The sequence below is a fragment of the Exiguobacterium sp. s7 genome, from assembly GCF_018618195.1.
Classification (GTDB): Bacteria; Bacillota; Bacilli; order Exiguobacteriales; family Exiguobacteriaceae; genus Exiguobacterium; species Exiguobacterium mexicanum_A.
The window spans coordinates 154,778-171,834 of record NZ_JACSLO010000001.1; the positions used below are offsets into that span (position 1 = coordinate 154,778).

At 53.6% G+C, this 17,057-nt stretch carries 17 protein-coding genes; all 17 read left to right on the plus strand.

The window, feature by feature from the left end; translation table 11 throughout:
* The first annotated feature begins 83 nt into the window (after window positions 1-83).
* The 17 genes from KNP79_RS00810 (at window position 84) to KNP79_RS00890 (ending at window position 17,055) form a co-directional block, all read left to right on the plus strand.
* Window positions 84-611: a YceD family protein gene (locus KNP79_RS00810; protein WP_034777064.1), complete on the plus strand. Its 528-nt coding sequence runs from the start codon at window positions 84-86 to the stop codon at window positions 609-611.
* 22 nt (window positions 612-633) lie between these two features.
* Window positions 634-807 (plus strand): 50S ribosomal protein L32, encoded by a 174-nt coding sequence (gene rpmF / locus KNP79_RS00815; RefSeq protein WP_015881300.1) that lies wholly within the window; start codon window positions 634-636, stop codon window positions 805-807.
* 107 nt (window positions 808-914) lie between these two features.
* Complete coding sequence (locus tag KNP79_RS00820) at window positions 915-1,754, plus strand: 2-dehydropantoate 2-reductase (protein ID WP_215190873.1); 840 nt, start codon at window positions 915-917, stop codon at window positions 1,752-1,754.
* Window positions 1,754-2,107: a DUF3397 domain-containing protein gene (locus KNP79_RS00825; RefSeq protein ID WP_371743397.1), complete on the plus strand. Its 354-nt coding sequence runs from the start codon at window positions 1,754-1,756 to the stop codon at window positions 2,105-2,107. Before KNP79_RS00820 ends, KNP79_RS00825 begins: the two co-directional genes overlap by 1 nt.
* A gap of 69 nt (window positions 2,108-2,176) precedes the next feature.
* Window positions 2,177-3,688, plus strand: coding sequence for a bacillithiol biosynthesis cysteine-adding enzyme BshC (gene bshC, locus KNP79_RS00830; RefSeq protein ID WP_215190875.1), 1,512 nt, complete (start codon window positions 2,177-2,179; stop codon window positions 3,686-3,688).
* A 168-nt stretch (window positions 3,689-3,856) separates the two neighbouring features.
* A complete protein-coding gene (gene rsmH / locus KNP79_RS00835) occupies window positions 3,857-4,789 on the plus strand; it encodes a 16S rRNA (cytosine(1402)-N(4))-methyltransferase RsmH (RefSeq protein ID WP_034777067.1) in 933 nt (310 codons plus the stop codon).
* A gap of 23 nt (window positions 4,790-4,812) precedes the next feature.
* The gene (ftsL, locus tag KNP79_RS00840; protein WP_251126243.1) at window positions 4,813-5,175 is read left to right on the plus strand and encodes a cell division protein FtsL; all 363 of its coding nucleotides are present in this window, start codon (window positions 4,813-4,815) and stop codon (window positions 5,173-5,175) included.
* Window positions 5,176-5,213: 38 nt separating this feature from the next.
* The gene (locus KNP79_RS00845) at window positions 5,214-7,322 is read left to right on the plus strand and encodes a penicillin-binding transpeptidase domain-containing protein (RefSeq protein ID WP_371743390.1); all 2,109 of its coding nucleotides are present in this window, start codon (window positions 5,214-5,216) and stop codon (window positions 7,320-7,322) included.
* Between the two features lie 58 nt (window positions 7,323-7,380).
* On the plus strand, window positions 7,381-8,688 hold the full coding sequence (locus KNP79_RS00850) for a UDP-N-acetylmuramoyl-tripeptide--D-alanyl-D-alanine ligase (RefSeq protein WP_251132837.1): 1,308 nt from the start codon (window positions 7,381-7,383) through the stop codon (window positions 8,686-8,688).
* Between the two features lie 21 nt (window positions 8,689-8,709).
* Window positions 8,710-9,669, plus strand: coding sequence for a phospho-N-acetylmuramoyl-pentapeptide-transferase (gene mraY / locus KNP79_RS00855; RefSeq protein ID WP_215190877.1), 960 nt, complete (start codon window positions 8,710-8,712; stop codon window positions 9,667-9,669).
* Between the two features lie 15 nt (window positions 9,670-9,684).
* Complete coding sequence (gene murD / locus KNP79_RS00860; protein ID WP_251128222.1) at window positions 9,685-11,022, plus strand: UDP-N-acetylmuramoyl-L-alanine--D-glutamate ligase; 1,338 nt, start codon at window positions 9,685-9,687, stop codon at window positions 11,020-11,022.
* Entirely contained in the window at window positions 11,019-12,095 is a 1,077-nt protein-coding gene (murG, locus tag KNP79_RS00865; RefSeq protein ID WP_215190878.1) for an undecaprenyldiphospho-muramoylpentapeptide beta-N-acetylglucosaminyltransferase, read from the plus strand. The genes murD and murG overlap by 4 nt, the downstream gene beginning before the upstream one ends.
* A gap of 12 nt (window positions 12,096-12,107) precedes the next feature.
* Window positions 12,108-12,878 (plus strand): cell division protein FtsQ/DivIB, encoded by a 771-nt coding sequence (locus KNP79_RS00870; RefSeq protein ID WP_215190879.1) that lies wholly within the window; start codon window positions 12,108-12,110, stop codon window positions 12,876-12,878.
* Window positions 12,879-13,105: 227 nt separating this feature from the next.
* Window positions 13,106-14,395 (plus strand): cell division protein FtsA, encoded by a 1,290-nt coding sequence (gene ftsA, locus KNP79_RS00875; protein ID WP_034777079.1) that lies wholly within the window; start codon window positions 13,106-13,108, stop codon window positions 14,393-14,395.
* Window positions 14,396-14,443: 48 nt separating this feature from the next.
* A complete protein-coding gene (gene ftsZ / locus KNP79_RS00880) occupies window positions 14,444-15,589 on the plus strand; it encodes a cell division protein FtsZ (RefSeq protein ID WP_034777081.1) in 1,146 nt (381 codons plus the stop codon).
* Window positions 15,590-15,643: 54 nt separating this feature from the next.
* Window positions 15,644-16,405, plus strand: a complete 762-nt coding sequence (pgeF, locus tag KNP79_RS00885) for a peptidoglycan editing factor PgeF (protein WP_215190880.1) — start codon at window positions 15,644-15,646, stop codon at window positions 16,403-16,405.
* Window positions 16,402-17,055: a YggS family pyridoxal phosphate-dependent enzyme gene (locus tag KNP79_RS00890; protein WP_214763863.1), complete on the plus strand. Its 654-nt coding sequence runs from the start codon at window positions 16,402-16,404 to the stop codon at window positions 17,053-17,055. The genes pgeF and KNP79_RS00890 overlap by 4 nt, the downstream gene beginning before the upstream one ends.
* Window positions 17,056-17,057: the final 2 nt, after the last annotated feature.

Genomic DNA, 17,057 nt, shown 5'->3' on the forward strand with positions numbered 1-17,057 from the left:
ACTGATTTTAGTGTAAAGAAAAAACATTGACAAAACAAGTTGGCCTATCTATAATTCATATTGTTGCAATTGAGGTGATTCGGATGAAGTGGTCTATTGCACAGCTACTTAAGCTACGAAACCAGGGTGACAGTTTTGCCATCGATGAGATGGTCGAACTACCAGAGCTTACTCAGCTCCATCCGGATATCCGTTCGATTCGCCCGGTGCATGTGCACGGGGATGCGTCGTTCACATCTAATCAAGTTACATTCAATTTGAAGGTTCAAGGTGACCTGACGTTGCCAGATGCGCGTACGTTGGACGATGTCATCTATGAATTTGATATTGAATCGCTCGAGCCTTTCTTTTTGGAGAATGGGCGTTATACGGAGCAATTCGATGATGTCAATTTGCCAGAAGGAAATACGATTGATCTGCGACCAATCGTAAGAGAGCTCATCATGTTAGACGTCCCGATGCAAGTTTTCGGGAACGAAACAGACAAAACTCAGGTTGAAGGGGAAGGCTGGTCCGTCATTGACGAGCAGCCGGACGACCAACCAAAAATTGACCCGCGCCTCGCGGGCCTCGCCGACTTGTTCTCTAAAAAAGAGGACGAGAACGGCTAACTTTTCAAGGAGGTGGACAACGATGGCAGTACCATTCCGTAGAACGTCGAAAACTCGCAAACGTCTTCGTCGTACTCACTTCAAACTCAACGTACCTGGTATGAACGAGTGCCCGAACTGTGGCGAAATGAAGCTTTCTCACCGTGTATGCAAATCTTGCGGACACTACAACGGTAAAGAAGTAACAAGCAAATAATGCGAAAAGAAGCGGTCTCCTCGGAGATCGCTTCTTTTTTTCTTTTTGGGTCGTGGAAACAGATTGTGGTAAACTTTTGAGTGCAGACTAGACGTGGAGGGATGGCAATGAAGCCGATTAAACGAATTGGGATTATCGGGAACGGCGCCGTCGGCATGCTGATGGCTTCGCTGTTCGAACCGGATTATACGGTGACGCTCTATGGCCGTGTCGACGAGGTGACGACCGTGACGATCGAACGAATCGGCGTCACGCAGGGAACGGCTCATGTAAGCCTTTGTCCGGTGACGACACTCGTCGAGTCGGAGCAGGACGTTTTTTTTGTGACGACGAAAGCACACCAGGTCGAGGCGGCGACGGAACGATTGTCAGGGGACGTACCCGTCTTCGTCTGTTCGAACGGGATCGCCCATCTCGACTACGCACGGAAACGAGGGTTTCATCTCGGCGTGGTCGAACATGGCGTGAGCCGCGACGGCGACCGGCTCCAGCATACCGGGCTCGGACGCATCCGGATTGGCAGCATCGGCTCGCTCGAAGAGATGTCGTTCAACGCATCTCCACTCGATGTCGTCTGGGAAACAGACATCGAGCAAGTCGTCACCGAGAAGCTATTCGCGAACGCGATCATCAATCCGATCACAGCGCTCTGTCGTGTCGAAAATGGTGCGGTCGCTTCGCCGCCTTGCCGTGATATCGCCGATGCCGTTTATGCGGAATTGTCCACATTGTTCGATCGTCACGTGCCGTATACATATATCGAGACCATCATTGAAAAAACGGCCCATAACCGGTCTTCCATGTTACGTGACATCGAAGCAGGGCGCCAGACCGAGGTCGACGCCATCTTGACACCGCTGTTGAAACGGGCCGACGAGCGAGGTATCACGTTGACCGTCATTCCCGTCCTACAAAAATTAATTTTAGGAGCGAGCGTATCGTGCTAGTGTATATCGTTTCATTTCCACTCGTCATTTGGTTTATGGTGTATATGATACTTAGAAAAATTATGCCGAAATCGGTTAATACGTTCAAACTCGTCTGTGATGCCGGCGTGGTCCTATGGTTCTATGCGTGTGGGATTTTGCTCGAGGCGATTGCCGGGGTCGATGTGTTCTGGCTGCTGCTCGCCGTCTGTGCCGCCATCTTCCCTGCCAACGCCATTTGGCAACGGGTGCGTCATGAGGATGTCGTCTATTCGAAGATGTTCGTGCACGGGTGGCGCCTATTGTTTTTGTTGCTCGTCCCGGCCCACTTCGTCTTGTTCACGATCGGCATCGCACGCGAGATGATGTATTAATCGTTTGAAAGGAAGTCGTTATACGTGAGGATAGAGTCGCTAGATGCCATGTACGCCCCGTCGTCTCCGATGATGCAGGTGGAGACAGGCTATTCGAAATGGCTGGACTATAAAGGGATGGACGAACTCGAGGCGAGGGCTGACGAACTGACCGGACGTTCGTTCACGCATTTGCCCGCGCTTGTAACTATATTGCGAGACCAACAAACCGTCCACGGTCCGATGTCTCCCGCGCTCGAATCAAAGCTCGACGCGTTGGCTCGAGGTGAGGCGTTGACGATGGTGACCGGACAGCAAGTCGGGGTATTCGGTGGTCCGTTGTTCGCGGTGTATAAACTGTTGACCGTGATCAAAAAAGCCAAACAGGCAGAAGCGAAACTGAACAAACCGGTCATCCCGATTTTTTGGATGGCGACCGAGGATCACGACTATGCGGAAATCAACCACGTGTTCGTGAGCCAACCGTTGTCGCGTCAATTGCGTAAAGAGGCGCTATCGACGGTCCCGCTCGCCGGCAAGGCATCGATCGGGGAGTTAGAATTCGATCGACTGAAAATTGAGCTCGTGCAAATGCTACAGCGTGTGCTGTTATCAGAGACGGAGACGCCATACACGACGACACTTTATCATGAGCTCGTCGCCGTGCTCCAAGCGAGCCATTCGTTCGCCGAATTTTTCGGGCGGACGATGCGCCGGTTCGTCGGAGAAGACTTCATCCTGTTCGACCCGCACCAACCGGAAGTCCGGGCGCTCGAGCGCGACGCATTCAAGCGGTTGATTCGTGAACACGATCGTCTGAACACGGCGCTACGAGAGGCGTTCGAGGATGGCATGCCACACGTCGACTTGAACCGGGACGCGGCCCATCTGTTCTATCACGACGGCACACGCGAGTTGTTGACGAAACAAGACGGGGTGTTCACGACGAAACGAGGCCATCGATTCACCGAGGCCGAATTGCTGCAACAAGTCGAGGAGCACCCGGAGCGGTTCTCGAACAACGTCGTGTCACGTCCGCTCATGCAAGACTTCTTGTTCCCGACGCTCGCTTATATCGCCGGTCCGGGGGAAATCGCCTACTGGCTTCAGTTGCGCCCGCTGTTCCATCTCTTTGGTTGGAACATGCCGCTCCTCATCCCACGGCTCGGGGCCGTCCTCGTTTCGACGAACGATGAGAAGAAGCTTGCCCAAGAAGGCGTGACGCTCGTCGATTACTTGACGAACCCGTTGCCGGACCATACGTTCGATGACGAGGCGTTCGACCAGAGTCTTTACGCCTATCGAACGCTCACGGAAGCGCTCGGTCGCGAAGCCGGGAAGCGGGGCCATCGATTTGACGCCAAGGCGCGACACGTACTTGATCGGCTCGCTGACGAGATGCGGGCCGAGGCGAAACGTGACCAATATCGGTTGAACAGTCGGCGGATTCATCTGTCGACAAGGCTCTTACCGATGGATGCGCCACAAGAGCGGATCTGGTCGATGGTACCGCTCTTGAATCGTCATGGCCTCGATGTGTTCAAACGGCTATTTGCCGCCTACGAACAGTCTGAATCGGAGCGATGTCTCGTTAAACTGTAAAATAAATACCAATGTTTTTTGATGGTTCCCTGAGCAATCAGGGAATCTTTTTTGTTTGTTACCTTTTTGTTTCCTCTTTTCGCTAAAAACCTATGCGGCGCTTGACATTTTTATGATAAAGTAAACGTAATAAAATAGTTGAAAAATGTAGGTTGAGAGGGTTTTTGTATGTTTGAGCATGAAACGGTTTTAAAAATGGAGTCCATTGAGGGATTGAATATTAAGCCAGACGGGATTTATGTCGATTGTACGTTAGGAGGAGCCGGTCACAGCGAAGAGATAGTCAAGCGTTTGACGACAGGCCATCTGTACGCCTTTGACCAAGACGACGTCGCGCTCAAGCACGCGAGTGAGCGGTTGGCTCCATATGAGGACCGGGTTACGTTCATTAAAAGCAACTTCGTCCATTTGAAAGATGAACTGCTGGCACGGGGAATCACCCAGGTCGATGGGGTATTGTTTGACCTTGGCGTGTCTTCGCCGCAGCTCGATGAGGCCGAACGTGGCTTTAGCTACAATTACGACGCGCCGTTAGATATGCGCATGGACCGTTCGCGTGAGCTATCGGCTTACCATGTCGTCAACGAATGGCCGTTCGGGGACCTTGCCCGCATCTTCTTTACATACGGGGAAGAGAAATTCTCGAAACAGATCGCCCGCAAGATCGAGCAAGCCCGTGCCGTCAAGCCGATTGAGACGACGTTTGAACTCGTCGAGTTGATCAAAGACGCAATTCCGGCGCCGGCACGACGAAAAGGCGGACACCCTGCGAAACGAACGTTCCAGGCGATCCGCATCGCCGTCAACGATGAATTGAACGTGTTCGACCGCGCTGTCCAAGACGCGATCGATCTACTCGCCATCGGTGGACGGATTTGTGTCATCACGTTCCACTCGTTAGAAGATCGGATTTGTAAGCAAGTCTTCAAAGAGAGAAGCCAGCATCCGCCGTTACCACCAGGATTGCCGGTCATCCCGAAAGAGTTTGAACCCGAGTTGAAGTTGATCACGCGCAAGCCGATCACGGCCGGGGACGTTGAACTTGAAGACAACCGCCGGGCCCGTTCAGCCAAGCTTCGGGTCGCAGAAAAACAAAAATAGACTGTACGTAGGAGGGATACCTGATGCCAGAAGCTGCTCGCAAGGCTTTGCAGCCTCAAGTTTCGCCGAATCGCAATCCGATTCCGCAAGAACGACCAATACCAGCTCCAAAACGACGTACGTTGACTTTGTTCGAATCCATCCTGTACCCGACCATGATCTGTTCAGTTGTCTTGTTCGGTGGCATCACGGTATCGAAACATAACGAAGCGTACAACATCATGCGCGACACGGCTCTGATCACACAAGAGACGAACACGATCGCGAAAGAGAATGAAGAATTGAAGTATGAGATCGCCCAACTAAGCTCACCTGAGAGAATCTATGCGATTGCTGAAAAGCTCGGAATGCAATTCAATGAGAACAACGTCAAGGTGATTGACTGATGAATTCTCTACAACAGAGTAAAAAAAGAGTGGCGTGGGTGGCGATTGTTTGCTTCACACCACTCTTTTTATTTTTTGTCGGTTGGTTCCTTTATTTGTCCGTCTTCCAGACGTACAAAGGGGAAAACATGCTCGCCTTCGCCGAGGAAGAACGCTGGAAAGCGGTCAGTACGTTAAAAGCGGAGCGGGGCGAGATTTTTGATCGGTTCGGACAACCAATCGCCATCAACATCCCGTCGTATCGAGTCGTGGCCGTGTTGAAGCTCGGCGGCGAGCGGGTAGAAAACAAGACGCTCATGCCCGAAGCGTTTCCTGAGGCCGCGAAGCAACTTGCGACCGTGCTTCCGATGACGGAAGGTGACATCTTGAAACGGCTCGAGCAAAACAAAGACCGTGGGCAAATCGAGTTCGGCGTGCCGGGTCGTGATTTGACGGTCGAACAAAAAGAAGAGATTGAAACGTTCAAGATTCCCGGGATCACGTTCGTCGAAGAACCGAAACGCTATTATCCGAACAAAGTGTTCGCATCAAGCGTCGTCGGATACGCCCAAAAGATTGACCAGAATGGGCGGATCGAACTCGTCGGAGAACTCGGGATTGAAAAGTCACTCAATGACGTCTTGAGCGAGTCGTATGGGCTGTATCGGTTCGAGAAAGATTTGGCCGGCCGTCAACTCGTCTCGAGTGACGAGCAATTGAAGGTTGACCCGGAAGATGGGGCGGACGTCCAACTGACGATCGATCACCGCATTCAACAGCTGCTCGATACGAAGATGGAGGAACTGTATAAAGAGTACAAGCCGAAGAACGCGACGGCGATCATTATGGACCCGAAGACCGGCGAAATCATCGCCTTGTCGGATCGCCCGTCATTCGATCCGAACACGCGTGAAATCAGCTCATACAGCAACTTCTCGGTATCGTCCCGCTTCGAGCCGGGGTCGACGATGAAGATCTTCACGTTGGCCGCTGCCATCAACGAAGGTGTCTACAACCCGAACGAACTGTACAAGTCGGGTTCATATAAGTATGGCAAGACCGTATTCAATGATTACAACATTACCGGATGGGGTACGATTCCTATGGTAGAAGGCGTCTGGCACTCGTCGAACGTCGCCTTTTCGATATTGGCGAACGAACGGCTCGGACTCAGTCGCTACGAGGATTATTTCAAAGCGTTCAAGTTCGACCAACGCACGGGCGTCGATTTACCGGGCGAGGTCAACAGCCAGTTCGATTTCGAGAGCCCGCTCAACGTCTTGATCACAGCATGGGGTCAATCGACGGCCGTCACGCCAATGCAAATCTTGCAAGCGACGTCGGCCATCGCGACCGATGGGACGATGAAGCAACCTCATGTCATTAAAAAAGTCGTGAACCGTGAGACGGGCGAGACGATTCGGACGACGAATCCGAAAGTCGTCGGGCAACCGATCACGGCCGAAGCGGCGAAGCAGACGCGGGAAGCACTTGACGGCGTCGTCAACAGTGACGTGGGGACGGGGCAATTGTACGCCCTTGACAACTACCGCGTCATCGGGAAAACCGGGACCGCGCAAATCGCGGAGAACGGGAAGTATTTGAGTGGACAATATATCCATTCGTTCGTCGGCATGGCGCCGGAGGACGATCCAGAACTCGTCATGTATATCGCCGTCGACCGTCCGAACAGCGACTCGTCGACGACGGGACCACGCATCATGGCACCGCTGTTCAAAGACGTGATGGACGTCGCGCTCCGTTACCGGAGTGTCGAGCCAGACAAACAGGCGAAGACGATCGATGCGTCGACGAAGACGACAGAGTCATTCGTCGGGCAAGGCCGTGACGAGGCGGTGAAGGCAGCCAAGGCGGCGGCATTCACACCGGTGTCACTCGGCAGTGGCGAAACGGTCATCGCGCAAAGTCCGGTCGAGGGTCAACCGTACGTCGTCGGCGAGCGCTTGCTGTTGAAGACGGATGAGTCGTTCACGATGCCGGTCTTGAAAGGCTGGTCGCTCCGTGATGTGAAACGGTTGGCGACGCTTTACCAATTGAATTTAGAAATAGACGGTACCGGCTTCGTCACGTCCCAGTCGATTGGGAAAGGCAAGCCCGTCAAGACCGGGGCGACGTTAAAAGTGAAGCTCCGGTCACCGTCGAACTAACGCAAAGGGATGAAGAGGGCCTCGGCTCTCTTTTCCTTTGTCACAGGAGGAAATGGTTATGGAACAGTTGACGATACAAACACTCGCATCTTGGTTCGGCATGAAGACAGACGATACGCGTGAGGTGCGCCACGTCGCAACCGACTCGCGAGACGATAACGCCGACGGCTTGTTCGTCCCAATCATCGGGGCGCGTGTCGATGGACACGATTATATCGAGGCTGCCGTCAAACAAGGTGCGATCGTGACGTTTTGGGAGCAAGACCGGCCGTTGCCGGAAGGGATTGTCGCCATTCCGGTCGCATCGCCGCTTCAGGCGCTTCAAGAGGCGGCAGCCCGCTACTTGGCAGAGATTGATCCAAAAGTCGTCGCCATCACCGGATCGAACGGAAAGACCTCGACGAAAGACATGATCGCCGTCGTGCTCGGCGAGACGTTCAAGACACACAAGACGGCAGGCAATTTCAACTCGGATGTCGGCTTGCCGCTCACCGTGTTACGGATGCCACGCGATACGGAAGTCGCCGTCCTCGAGATGGGGATGAACGGATTCGGTCAAATTGAATTGTTGTCGAAGCTCGCTAAACCGGATATCGCTTTCGTCACGAATATCGGAGAGTCGCACGGAGAACAAGTCGGGGGACGCGAAGGGATCGCCAAGGCGAAACTCGAGATCAAAGCCGGTCTGAAACCGGATGGCGTCCTGATCGTCGATGCCGACGAGCCGCTCCTCAGTGAAGCAGGCGGGTACCGCGTCGGTTATGAGGCGACGGCTGACGGGAAGCTCGAGGTCGTGGAGGCGACGTTCGATGCTTCGATTTTCCGTTACAACAACGAGTTATATGAATTGAAAGTGCTCGGCGCCCATCAAATCCGCAACGCCGCCTATGCGATCGCTTGCGGTCTCAAGTTCGGATTGGGACACGATACGATCCAACGCGGACTCGATCGGGTCCAGTTGACATCGATGCGGATGGAGAAGCGGATGTTCGGTGATGCGCACTTGATCAATGATGCCTATAACGCCAGCCCGACCTCGATGATCGCCGCCATCGAGACGATGAAAACACTTGAAGGGTTCACGCGACGTGTCCTCGTCCTCGGGGACATGTATGAACTTGGCGCAGATGAAGTCACGCAACACGAAAGTGTCGGCCGTGTCATCACGGCCCCGGTCACGGATTGCGTGCTCATCGGAGAGAAGGCGAAATGGATTGCGAACGGCATTACCGACCCGCGTGTGAACGTGACAACGGTGCCGACCGTCGAGGAAGCGAAAGTGCTTCTCGGCAGTTATCAACGCCCCCAGACTGTGATATTGTTAAAAGCATCGCGAGGACTGGCGCTTGAGCGCTTAGTTCAATAAAGAGAGTAGTGAGGTACGAACATGCTAATCAGTTTAATCGTCTTAATCAGTTCATTATTGACCGTATTGGTCGTCATGCCGCGGGCCATCCCGGCACTGCGTAACTTAAAGTTTGGCCAAGAAATCCGTGACGAAGGTCCGGGTTGGCATCAAAAGAAATCAGGCACTCCGACGATGGGAGGCATCGTCATCTTGCTCGCCCTCATCATCGGATTCCTCGTCTCGGTCGTCTTCGGAGAAGCCGTCGCCGGATTCGGGACGCTCTTGTTCGTGACACTCGCCTTCGGTGTGATCGGCTTCCTTGACGACTACATCAAAGTCGTCAACAAACGTAACCTCGGTTTGACATCGCTCCAGAAATTGATCGGTCAAATCGTCGTCTCCGTCCTGTTCGTCTGGTTCCTCTCACTCGGTGGGGAGCTCGACACGACGATTCAAATCCCGTTCACCTCGATCGCGTTTGAAACGGGTTGGTTCTATGTGGCCATCGTCATCTTCTGGCTTGTCGGTTTCTCGAACGCGGTCAACTTGACGGACGGTCTCGACGGTCTCGTCTCGTTCTCGGCCATCCCGGCGTTCGCCTTCTTCGGCATCTATGCCCTCGGGCAAGACGAAGCCGGAATCGCTTGGTTCGCCTTCAGTGCCGTCGGCGCCTTGCTCGGTTTCCTCGTCTTCAATAAATACCCGGCAAAAATCTTCATGGGCGACACGGGGTCGCTCGCCCTCGGCGGTGCGGTCGCGGGTCTCGCCCTCATGCTCAAGCTCGAGTTGTTGCTCGTCTTTGTCGGTATCATCTTTGTCATCGAGACGCTCAGCGTCATCTTGCAAGTGCTCTCGTTCAAGACGACGGGCAAACGAATCTTTAAGATGAGCCCGATTCATCACCATTTCGAAATGGTCGGTTGGTCAGAATGGCGCATCGTCTTGACGTTCGGTGGAATTAGTTTGATCACGGCAGTCTTGTCGTTACTACTCATGTAATGGATGGTGGAAGACATGCAACAACAGTGGAACGATAAACGAGTCCTCGTACTCGGCGCGGCACGGAGCGGCATCGCCGCTGCCGCTTACTTAAGAAATGTCGGCGCGAACGTGACCATCAATACCGGGAGCGAACCGTCAACGGAAGAACGGATGAAAATCGAAGCGCTCGGCATCAACGGCGTCTTCGGTTCCCATCCGCTCGAATTGCTCGACACGACGGACATGATCGTCAAAAACCCGGGTATCCCGTATCACATCCCGCTCCTCCAAGCAGCGCTTGAGCGGAACATCCCGATCTATACAGAAGTGGAGCTCGCCTACTTGGCGACCGATGCCACGTTCGTCGCCATCACCGGTTCGAACGGGAAGACGACGACGACGACGCTCGTCCACGAATTGCTCAAAGGGGGAAGTCGTCCGGTGCATGTGGCAGGGAATATCGGTTTCCCGGCCATCGAAGTGGCATCGAAAGCGAAGCAGGGTGACGTCATCGTCATCGAGCTGTCGAGCTTCCAACTGATGGGCGTCGAACAGTTCCATCCGCAAGCGGCGGCACTGTTGAACTTGTCACCGGCGCATTTGGATTACCACGGCGACTTTGACTCGTATGCCGATGCCAAAGGAAACTTGTTCCGGAACATGACGGCCGCAGACCGTGTCGTCGTCAAAGGCAGCGACACGGAAGTGATGAAACGTGTCCCGTCCGGTCTTCCCGCCTCAACGTTCGGTTACGACAGTGGAGACGCACACGTAGTGGACGGCTGGATCACGCTTCATGGAGAACCGGTCATCCGCGTCGAGGACCTTGCCCTTGGTGGGGCCCATAACGTCGAGAACGTGTTGGCAGCCTTGTTGCTCGTCGAACCGTTCGACATTCCGCGAGCACACATCGAACGCGTCCTTCAGACGTTCGGCGGAGTGGCCCACCGTACAGAGAGCCTCGGGCGAGTGCTCGGCCGCCGGGTGTATAACGACTCGAAAGCGACGAACAACGTGGCCGCCGAAGCCGCATTGAACGGTTTCGAGGCCCCGATCGTCTGGGTGTGCGGAGGACTCGAACGTGGTGCCGACCTCACTTCTCTCGTTCCGGCGCTCGGCCGGGTCAAAGCGATTGTCGCTTACGGCGAGACGGCGGAGCGGTTCAAGTCGTTAGGTGAGGCCGAGCAGATTCCGTCGTTCGCGGTCGCTACGCTCGAAGCGGCGGTCCCGCTCGCGTTCGAACAGTCGGCGACTGATGACGTGATCTTATTATCGCCGGCTTGTGCAAGTTGGGATCAATATAAGACATTCGAAGAGCGCGGCGAACATTTCGTCCGACTCGTGAATGCATATGAGGAGGCCAATCGATGAAAGTTATGATTTCTGGTGGAGGGACGGGTGGACATATCTACCCGGCACTCGCTCTTCTCGACACACTCAAAGCGAGGCACCCGAAGCTCGAGGTGCTTTATATCGGGACTGAGAACGGTCTCGAGGCTGACCTCGTTCCACGGGCGGGGGTCCCGTTCAAATCGATCCGGATTGCCGGACTAAAACGTTCTCTATCGCTAGACAACATCAAGACGGCGTATTGGTTCATTCAATCCGTCCTCACGTTACGTAAAGAGATGAAGACGTTTCGTCCGGATGTCGTCATCGGAACGGGCGGCTTCGTCTCAGGACCGGTCGTCTTTACGGCACAGCAGCTCGGAATTCCGACCATCTTGCATGAACAGAACAGCATCCCGGGCTTGACGAACAAGTTCCTCTCGAAGAAAGCCGACCGCGTCGCCTTGTCGTTCGCCGGTTCTGAGTCGCAGTTTCCCGGAGCGAACGTTCGCGTCATCGGAAACCCGCGTGGGAGCGAAGTGTTGAAGACGACCGTAGATGAGGCGGCCGTCCGTGCCGAGTACGGGATCGATGAGCGGCCGATCGTCTTGATTTACGGCGGAAGCCGCGGGGCAGAAGCGATCAATCGCGCTGTCATCGAAGCTATTCCCGAGCTCGCGGCTGAACCGGTGAACGTGCTCTACGTGACCGGGAACGTGCACTACGACAACGTCGTGGCCACCGCGCCAACAGCTGAAAACGTCCATGTCTTGCCATACGTCTACGATATGCCTGAGCTTCTCGCTTGCGCGAGCCTCGTCGTGTCACGGGCCGGCGCGTCGACAATCTCGGAGTTGACCGCGCTCGGTCTACCGAGCATCTTGATTCCGAGCCCGTATGTGACGGCCGATCATCAGACGAAAAATGCGTCAGCCCTCGTTGAGAGCGGCGCGGCCGAATTGATCAAAGAAGGAGACTTGACGGGCGAGACACTCGTCAAGTCGATCCGTCACGTATTGGCACATCATACTGAGATGGCAGAAGCATCGAAACGGCTAGGATTCCCGCAAGCTGCGGAATCACTCGCCGACCTCGTCGAAGAAGTCCGCCGATAAAGGAGAATAGACATGGAGACACGTCAGAACACCGTTCGTAGTTTAGAAGACCGTATCCCGTATATGAAAGATCAGCGTCGTAAAAAAGCGAACCGACGCTTGTCGACCATTTTGATCTTATTCGCGGTGCTGATCGCACTCGTCGTATATATGCAGACATCGGTCTCTGACGTGAAGGCGGTGAACGTGAACGGTCTGTCCTGGCTGACAGAAGAGTACGTGCTCGCCGGGACGGACATCGATACGTCCACAAAAATCGTTCAAGTGTCACCGAAGGAGATTGAACGAGAACTCCGCGCCGTGCCTGGCGTGAAAGATGTCGACGTCGAACGCTCATGGTATAACATCGTGACAATCGATGTCGAAGAAGAAAAGATGATCGCGTATTCGCGGACGGATCAAGAAGAAGTCGCGGTACTTGCCGATGGCTCGCTTCATCCGACTGGCGGCATCACCGACCCTGAGAAGTTAAAGGACGGTCCACTCTTGCGTGAATTCACGGACAAAGCGGAACTCGAGAAAATCGCGACTGAGCTTGAACAAGTCGATGACGCGATGCGGGCCCGGATGTCGGAAATCGTGTTCTCGAAACAAGACGGGGAATCGACTCGATATGAGATTTATATGAACGACGGCAACACGATTCAAACGCCGACGTTCAAGCTCAGTCAAACCGTGTCCAAATACGGTGAAATCTATGAAAACATTCCAAAAGGACAACGAGGAACTGTCGTCATGGATGGCGGATATTATTTCGTCCCGTATGAAAAACCGAAAGAATAATCTGATATTTTACAGTCCTTAGACACATAAGGGCTGTTTTTTTATCGATTGTAATCGAATTGACACCCCAAAACCGCTTAATTTGTAGGATTCTACCTTTTCTCACTATCTTATTTGTTGTAAACTTAGACGTGAGATATCTTGCCGGACCTAACAATATTTTTGGATATCTGTAACAATGTAACGGAATTCAAGTATAGAAATTAAAGCGCGGAGGTGTTTCCCTTTTGGAAGCGAATGGTTATGTGGCCGCATTGGATATAGGAACGTCAGAAATTAAGCTCGTCGTGGGTGAATTACTCGGGGGAACGCTTAACATTTTGGCGGAGGGGTGTGCCCCGTCTGCAGGAGTAAAACGTGGCGCCGTCGTCGACATCGATAAGACGGTTCAAGCCATCAAACAAGCCGTCGAACATGCCGAAGCGGCACTCGGTGATCAAATTCGGTCGGTATATGTTGCCATCGAAGGGGAACATATCCAAATCGCCCCATGTCACGGAATCGCGTCGGTCAAACGAGAAGACCAAGAAATCACGGATACAGATGTCATCGAAGTCATCAACTCGGCGCAAGTCATGCGCTTGCCGGACGAGATGAGCGTCATCGATGTGATCCCGTCGTCATTCACGGTCGATCAACAGACAGGTGTCGTCGATCCTCGGGGAATGCTCGGCTATCGTTTAGAGATGCACGGGAAGATGGTAACTGGTTCGAAGACGATTTTACATAGCATTCGTCGCTCCATCGAACGAGCGGGTCTGAAACTCGAAGGGTTCGTCCTCGGCAACTTGGCACTCGGTATGAGCGCGGCATCTGTCGACGAAATCGATCTTGGTATCGGATTGATCGATATCGGACATGAAAAGACAACCGTCTCTGTCTTCTATCGGGGAGACCTTGTCTACTCATATATCCTTCCTGTCGGAGGCGATCATATGACACGCGACTTGGTTTACAAGCTCAACTGTAAATACCAGGACGCCAAAGTGGCGAAAGAAGAATACGGACTCGCCCTTGAAGAAATGGCCGACGCATCCGAGGGCTTCTCGTTCACGAACATTAACGGAGAAGTCACGTTCGAACCGCAAGCAGAAATTAGTTATGTTTTAGAGGCAAGAATAGAGGAAATGTTTACACTTGTGTTGAATAGAGTGCAAAAGGTAGGCGTCCCGACGCTCAGTGGAGGATATCTCCTCTGCGGTGGGGCCGCTGCTTTACCTGGCATCCAAGAATTGGCGACTCGTGTTATGGGTCAAACGACGAGACTGTATCAGCCTTCGTCGATTGGCGTCAGACACCCGAAATACGCGACCGCAGTCGGCGTCCTCAAGTACGTGCTTATGAGCGATCATCACGTCTCGAAGTCACGACTTGAAAAGCCGGAAGAGCGCGTGACCGTCACGAAACCGGACGGCACGATGCCAAACGACCACGACCACGACGTGGATGTGGAGCGGGACGATCGCGAAACGAAAAATGGATTCGGCCGCTTAATGGAAAAACTATTTGGCGTGTAAACTTGACGTTGTGTTAACAATTGGAAATTACGTAGGGGGATACCTGAAATGATGTACTTTGATGAGGCGATTGACGCCGTAGCAAAAATTAAAGTAATTGGAGTCGGTGGTGGCGGTTCAAACGCCGTCAACCGCATGATCGAGCACGGAGTGCAAGGTGTCGAGTTCATCGCCGTCAACACAGACGCGCAAGCACTCAACATGTCAAAAGCAGACGTGAAGCTTCAACTTGGCGCGAAATTGACGCGTGGTCTCGGTGCCGGCGCAAATCCTGATATCGGGAAAAAAGCGGCAGAAGAGAGCCGTGAACAGTTGATTGAAGCGCTTGATGGCGCCGACATGGTCTTCGTCACAGCAGGTATGGGCGGAGGAACCGGGACTGGGGCTGCACCTGTCATCGCTGAGATTTCGAAAGAAATCGGAGCGCTCACGGTCGGTGTTGTCACGAAACCGTTCATGTTCGAAGGACGCAAACGGATGCAACACGCCCAACACGGGATTCAAGCGTTCAAAGAAAAAGTGGATACACTCATCGTTATTCCGAACGATAAGTTGCTTGAAATCGTCGAGCGCAATACGCCGATGATCGAAGCGTTCCGTGAAGCGGATAATGTCCTTCGTCAAGGTGTCCAAGGGATCACAGACTTGATCGCCATCCCTGGACTCATCAACCTCGACTTCGCTGACGTGAAGACGATCATGACAGAAAAAGGCTCGGCCCTCATGGGTGTCGGTGTCGCGACAGGCGAGAACCGTGCCGTCGAGGCAGCGAAGAAAGCCATCTCATCTCCACTTCTCGAGTCTTCAATCGAAGGCGCGAAAGGTGTCTTGATGAACATCACAGGCGGACTTAGCCTCAGCTTGTTCGAAGTCACGGAAGCTGCTCAAATCGTACAAAGTGCCGCTGATGAAGAAGTGAACTTGATTTTCGGTTCGGTCATCAACGAAAACTTGAACGACGAGATCATCGTAACCGTGATCGCAACTGAATTCGCAGAAGAAGCGCAAGGGACGAACCCGTTCCTCCAGCAACCGAAGAAAAAACCGGAAGCTGAAGTGAACCGTGAGGCTCAACCGAAAACGCAAGAAGCTGCGCCACAAGATGAAGGGAACTTCCATAGACCGGTCTATGGCGGGGACGTCCCAGACGAGACGATCAACATCCCAGCGTTCGTAAGACAACGCCGTAACTAAACAACAGGGGGGTGCCGGTTCTCGGCATCCCCTTTTTCTAAAAAGGAGAATCATATGCGACTGTTACATACATGGGAAACCGAGACTTATCGCTACCGCGCCTACGTCACGACCCGGACCGATGGGCATAACGAAGGCAACGTCGGACTCCACGTCGGAGATGACGCAGACCAGGTCGTCGCCAATCGGAAGCAATTTTTCGAAGCGGCCGGTCTCGACCTCGCTGATTCGGTATGGGCCGACCAAGTGCATCAAACAAACGTCGAAGTCGTCGGAGACGCTGACCGCGGCAGAGGAGCGTACCGTTACGATGAGACGATTCCGGCGACGGACGGTCTCGTCACGACGGTTGACTCGTTACCGCTCGCCCTCGTGTTCGCTGATTGTGTCCCGCTGTTCTTTTGCGCCAAAGACCATGGCGTCATTGGTGTCGCACACGCAGGCTGGAAAGGGACAGTCGGTAACATCGTGGCCTCGATGACCGATGCATTTGCAACATTGGGCGTACCGGAACAAGATATTGATATGTTTGTCGGACCAGCCATCACGGCCGACCATTACGAGGTCGACCGCCGTGTCCTTGATGCGGTCGAAGCTGTCTCGCCGGCCGCTTATGAAGCATCAGTCTCGGACGAACAGGCAGGCCATGCCCATCTATCCCTGCAACGAGTGAACGAGACGCTCGCCGCTGAACGAAATATCGAGGTGACCCAATCGAACTTGTCGACCGTAGCCGATCGAAGCTTTTTCTCGTATCGGAACGGAGATGCCAAACGTCGATTTGCGGCCGTCCTCGTCAAGGAGAAGAAATCGTGAGTATAGCGAATAATGTGAATCAAGTCAGACAGACGATCGACGCGCATCGGACCGATCAAGCGGTGACGCTCATCGCGGTCACGAAATCGGTCGGTCCCGACGTGGCGAACGCCCTCTATGCGGAAGGCATCCGCGACTTCGGCGAAAATCGTCCCGAAGGATTACTTGAAAAAGTCGAGCAGTTGCCGCCTGATGCCAAGTTTCATTTCATCGGCAGCCTGCAGACACGTAAAGTGAGACAAATTATCGACCATGTGGCAGCGATCCATTCGCTCGACCGTCTCTCGCTCGCCGAAGAGATCGATAAGCGCGCCCAAGGCGTGATCGATTGTTTCGTGCAAGTGAACATATCGGGCGAAGCATCAAAACATGGTCTCGAAAAAGAGGAAGTCATCCCGTTCATCGAGAACTGTAAACAGTATCCTCACGTGCGGATCATCGGATTGATGACGATGGCACCGTTCACAGAGGACGAGACGGTGATTCGGGAGACGTTCCGAAACTTGAGACAATTGCGCGATGACGTCGCAGGTCTTGCCTATCCGCATGCACCGTGTACCGAACTGTCAATGGGGATGTCGAACGACTACACGTTGGCGATCGAAGAAGGCGCATCGTTTGTTCGTATTGGAACCGTACTTGTGCAATAATA

Coding starts and splice junctions, on each gene's coding strand:
- mraY (WP_215190877.1), top strand. CDS start 8,710: ATGCTAATCAGTTTAATCGTCTTAATCAGTTCATTATTGACCGTATTG.
- rpmF (WP_015881300.1), top strand. CDS start 634: ATGGCAGTACCATTCCGTAGAACGTCGAAAACTCGCAAACGTCTTCGT.
- murD (WP_251128222.1), top strand. CDS start 9,685: ATGCAACAACAGTGGAACGATAAACGAGTCCTCGTACTCGGCGCGGCA.
- KNP79_RS00820 (WP_215190873.1), top strand. CDS start 915: ATGAAGCCGATTAAACGAATTGGGATTATCGGGAACGGCGCCGTCGGC.
- pgeF (WP_215190880.1), top strand. CDS start 15,644: ATGCGACTGTTACATACATGGGAAACCGAGACTTATCGCTACCGCGCC.
- bshC (WP_215190875.1), top strand. CDS start 2,177: ATGATGCAGGTGGAGACAGGCTATTCGAAATGGCTGGACTATAAAGGG.
- ftsL (WP_251126243.1), top strand. CDS start 4,813: ATGCCAGAAGCTGCTCGCAAGGCTTTGCAGCCTCAAGTTTCGCCGAAT.
- KNP79_RS00850 (WP_251132837.1), top strand. CDS start 7,381: ATGGAACAGTTGACGATACAAACACTCGCATCTTGGTTCGGCATGAAG.
- rsmH (WP_034777067.1), top strand. CDS start 3,857: ATGTTTGAGCATGAAACGGTTTTAAAAATGGAGTCCATTGAGGGATTG.
- ftsZ (WP_034777081.1), top strand. CDS start 14,444: ATGATGTACTTTGATGAGGCGATTGACGCCGTAGCAAAAATTAAAGTA.
- murG (WP_215190878.1), top strand. CDS start 11,019: ATGAAAGTTATGATTTCTGGTGGAGGGACGGGTGGACATATCTACCCG.
- KNP79_RS00810 (WP_034777064.1), top strand. CDS start 84: ATGAAGTGGTCTATTGCACAGCTACTTAAGCTACGAAACCAGGGTGAC.
- KNP79_RS00870 (WP_215190879.1), top strand. CDS start 12,108: ATGGAGACACGTCAGAACACCGTTCGTAGTTTAGAAGACCGTATCCCG.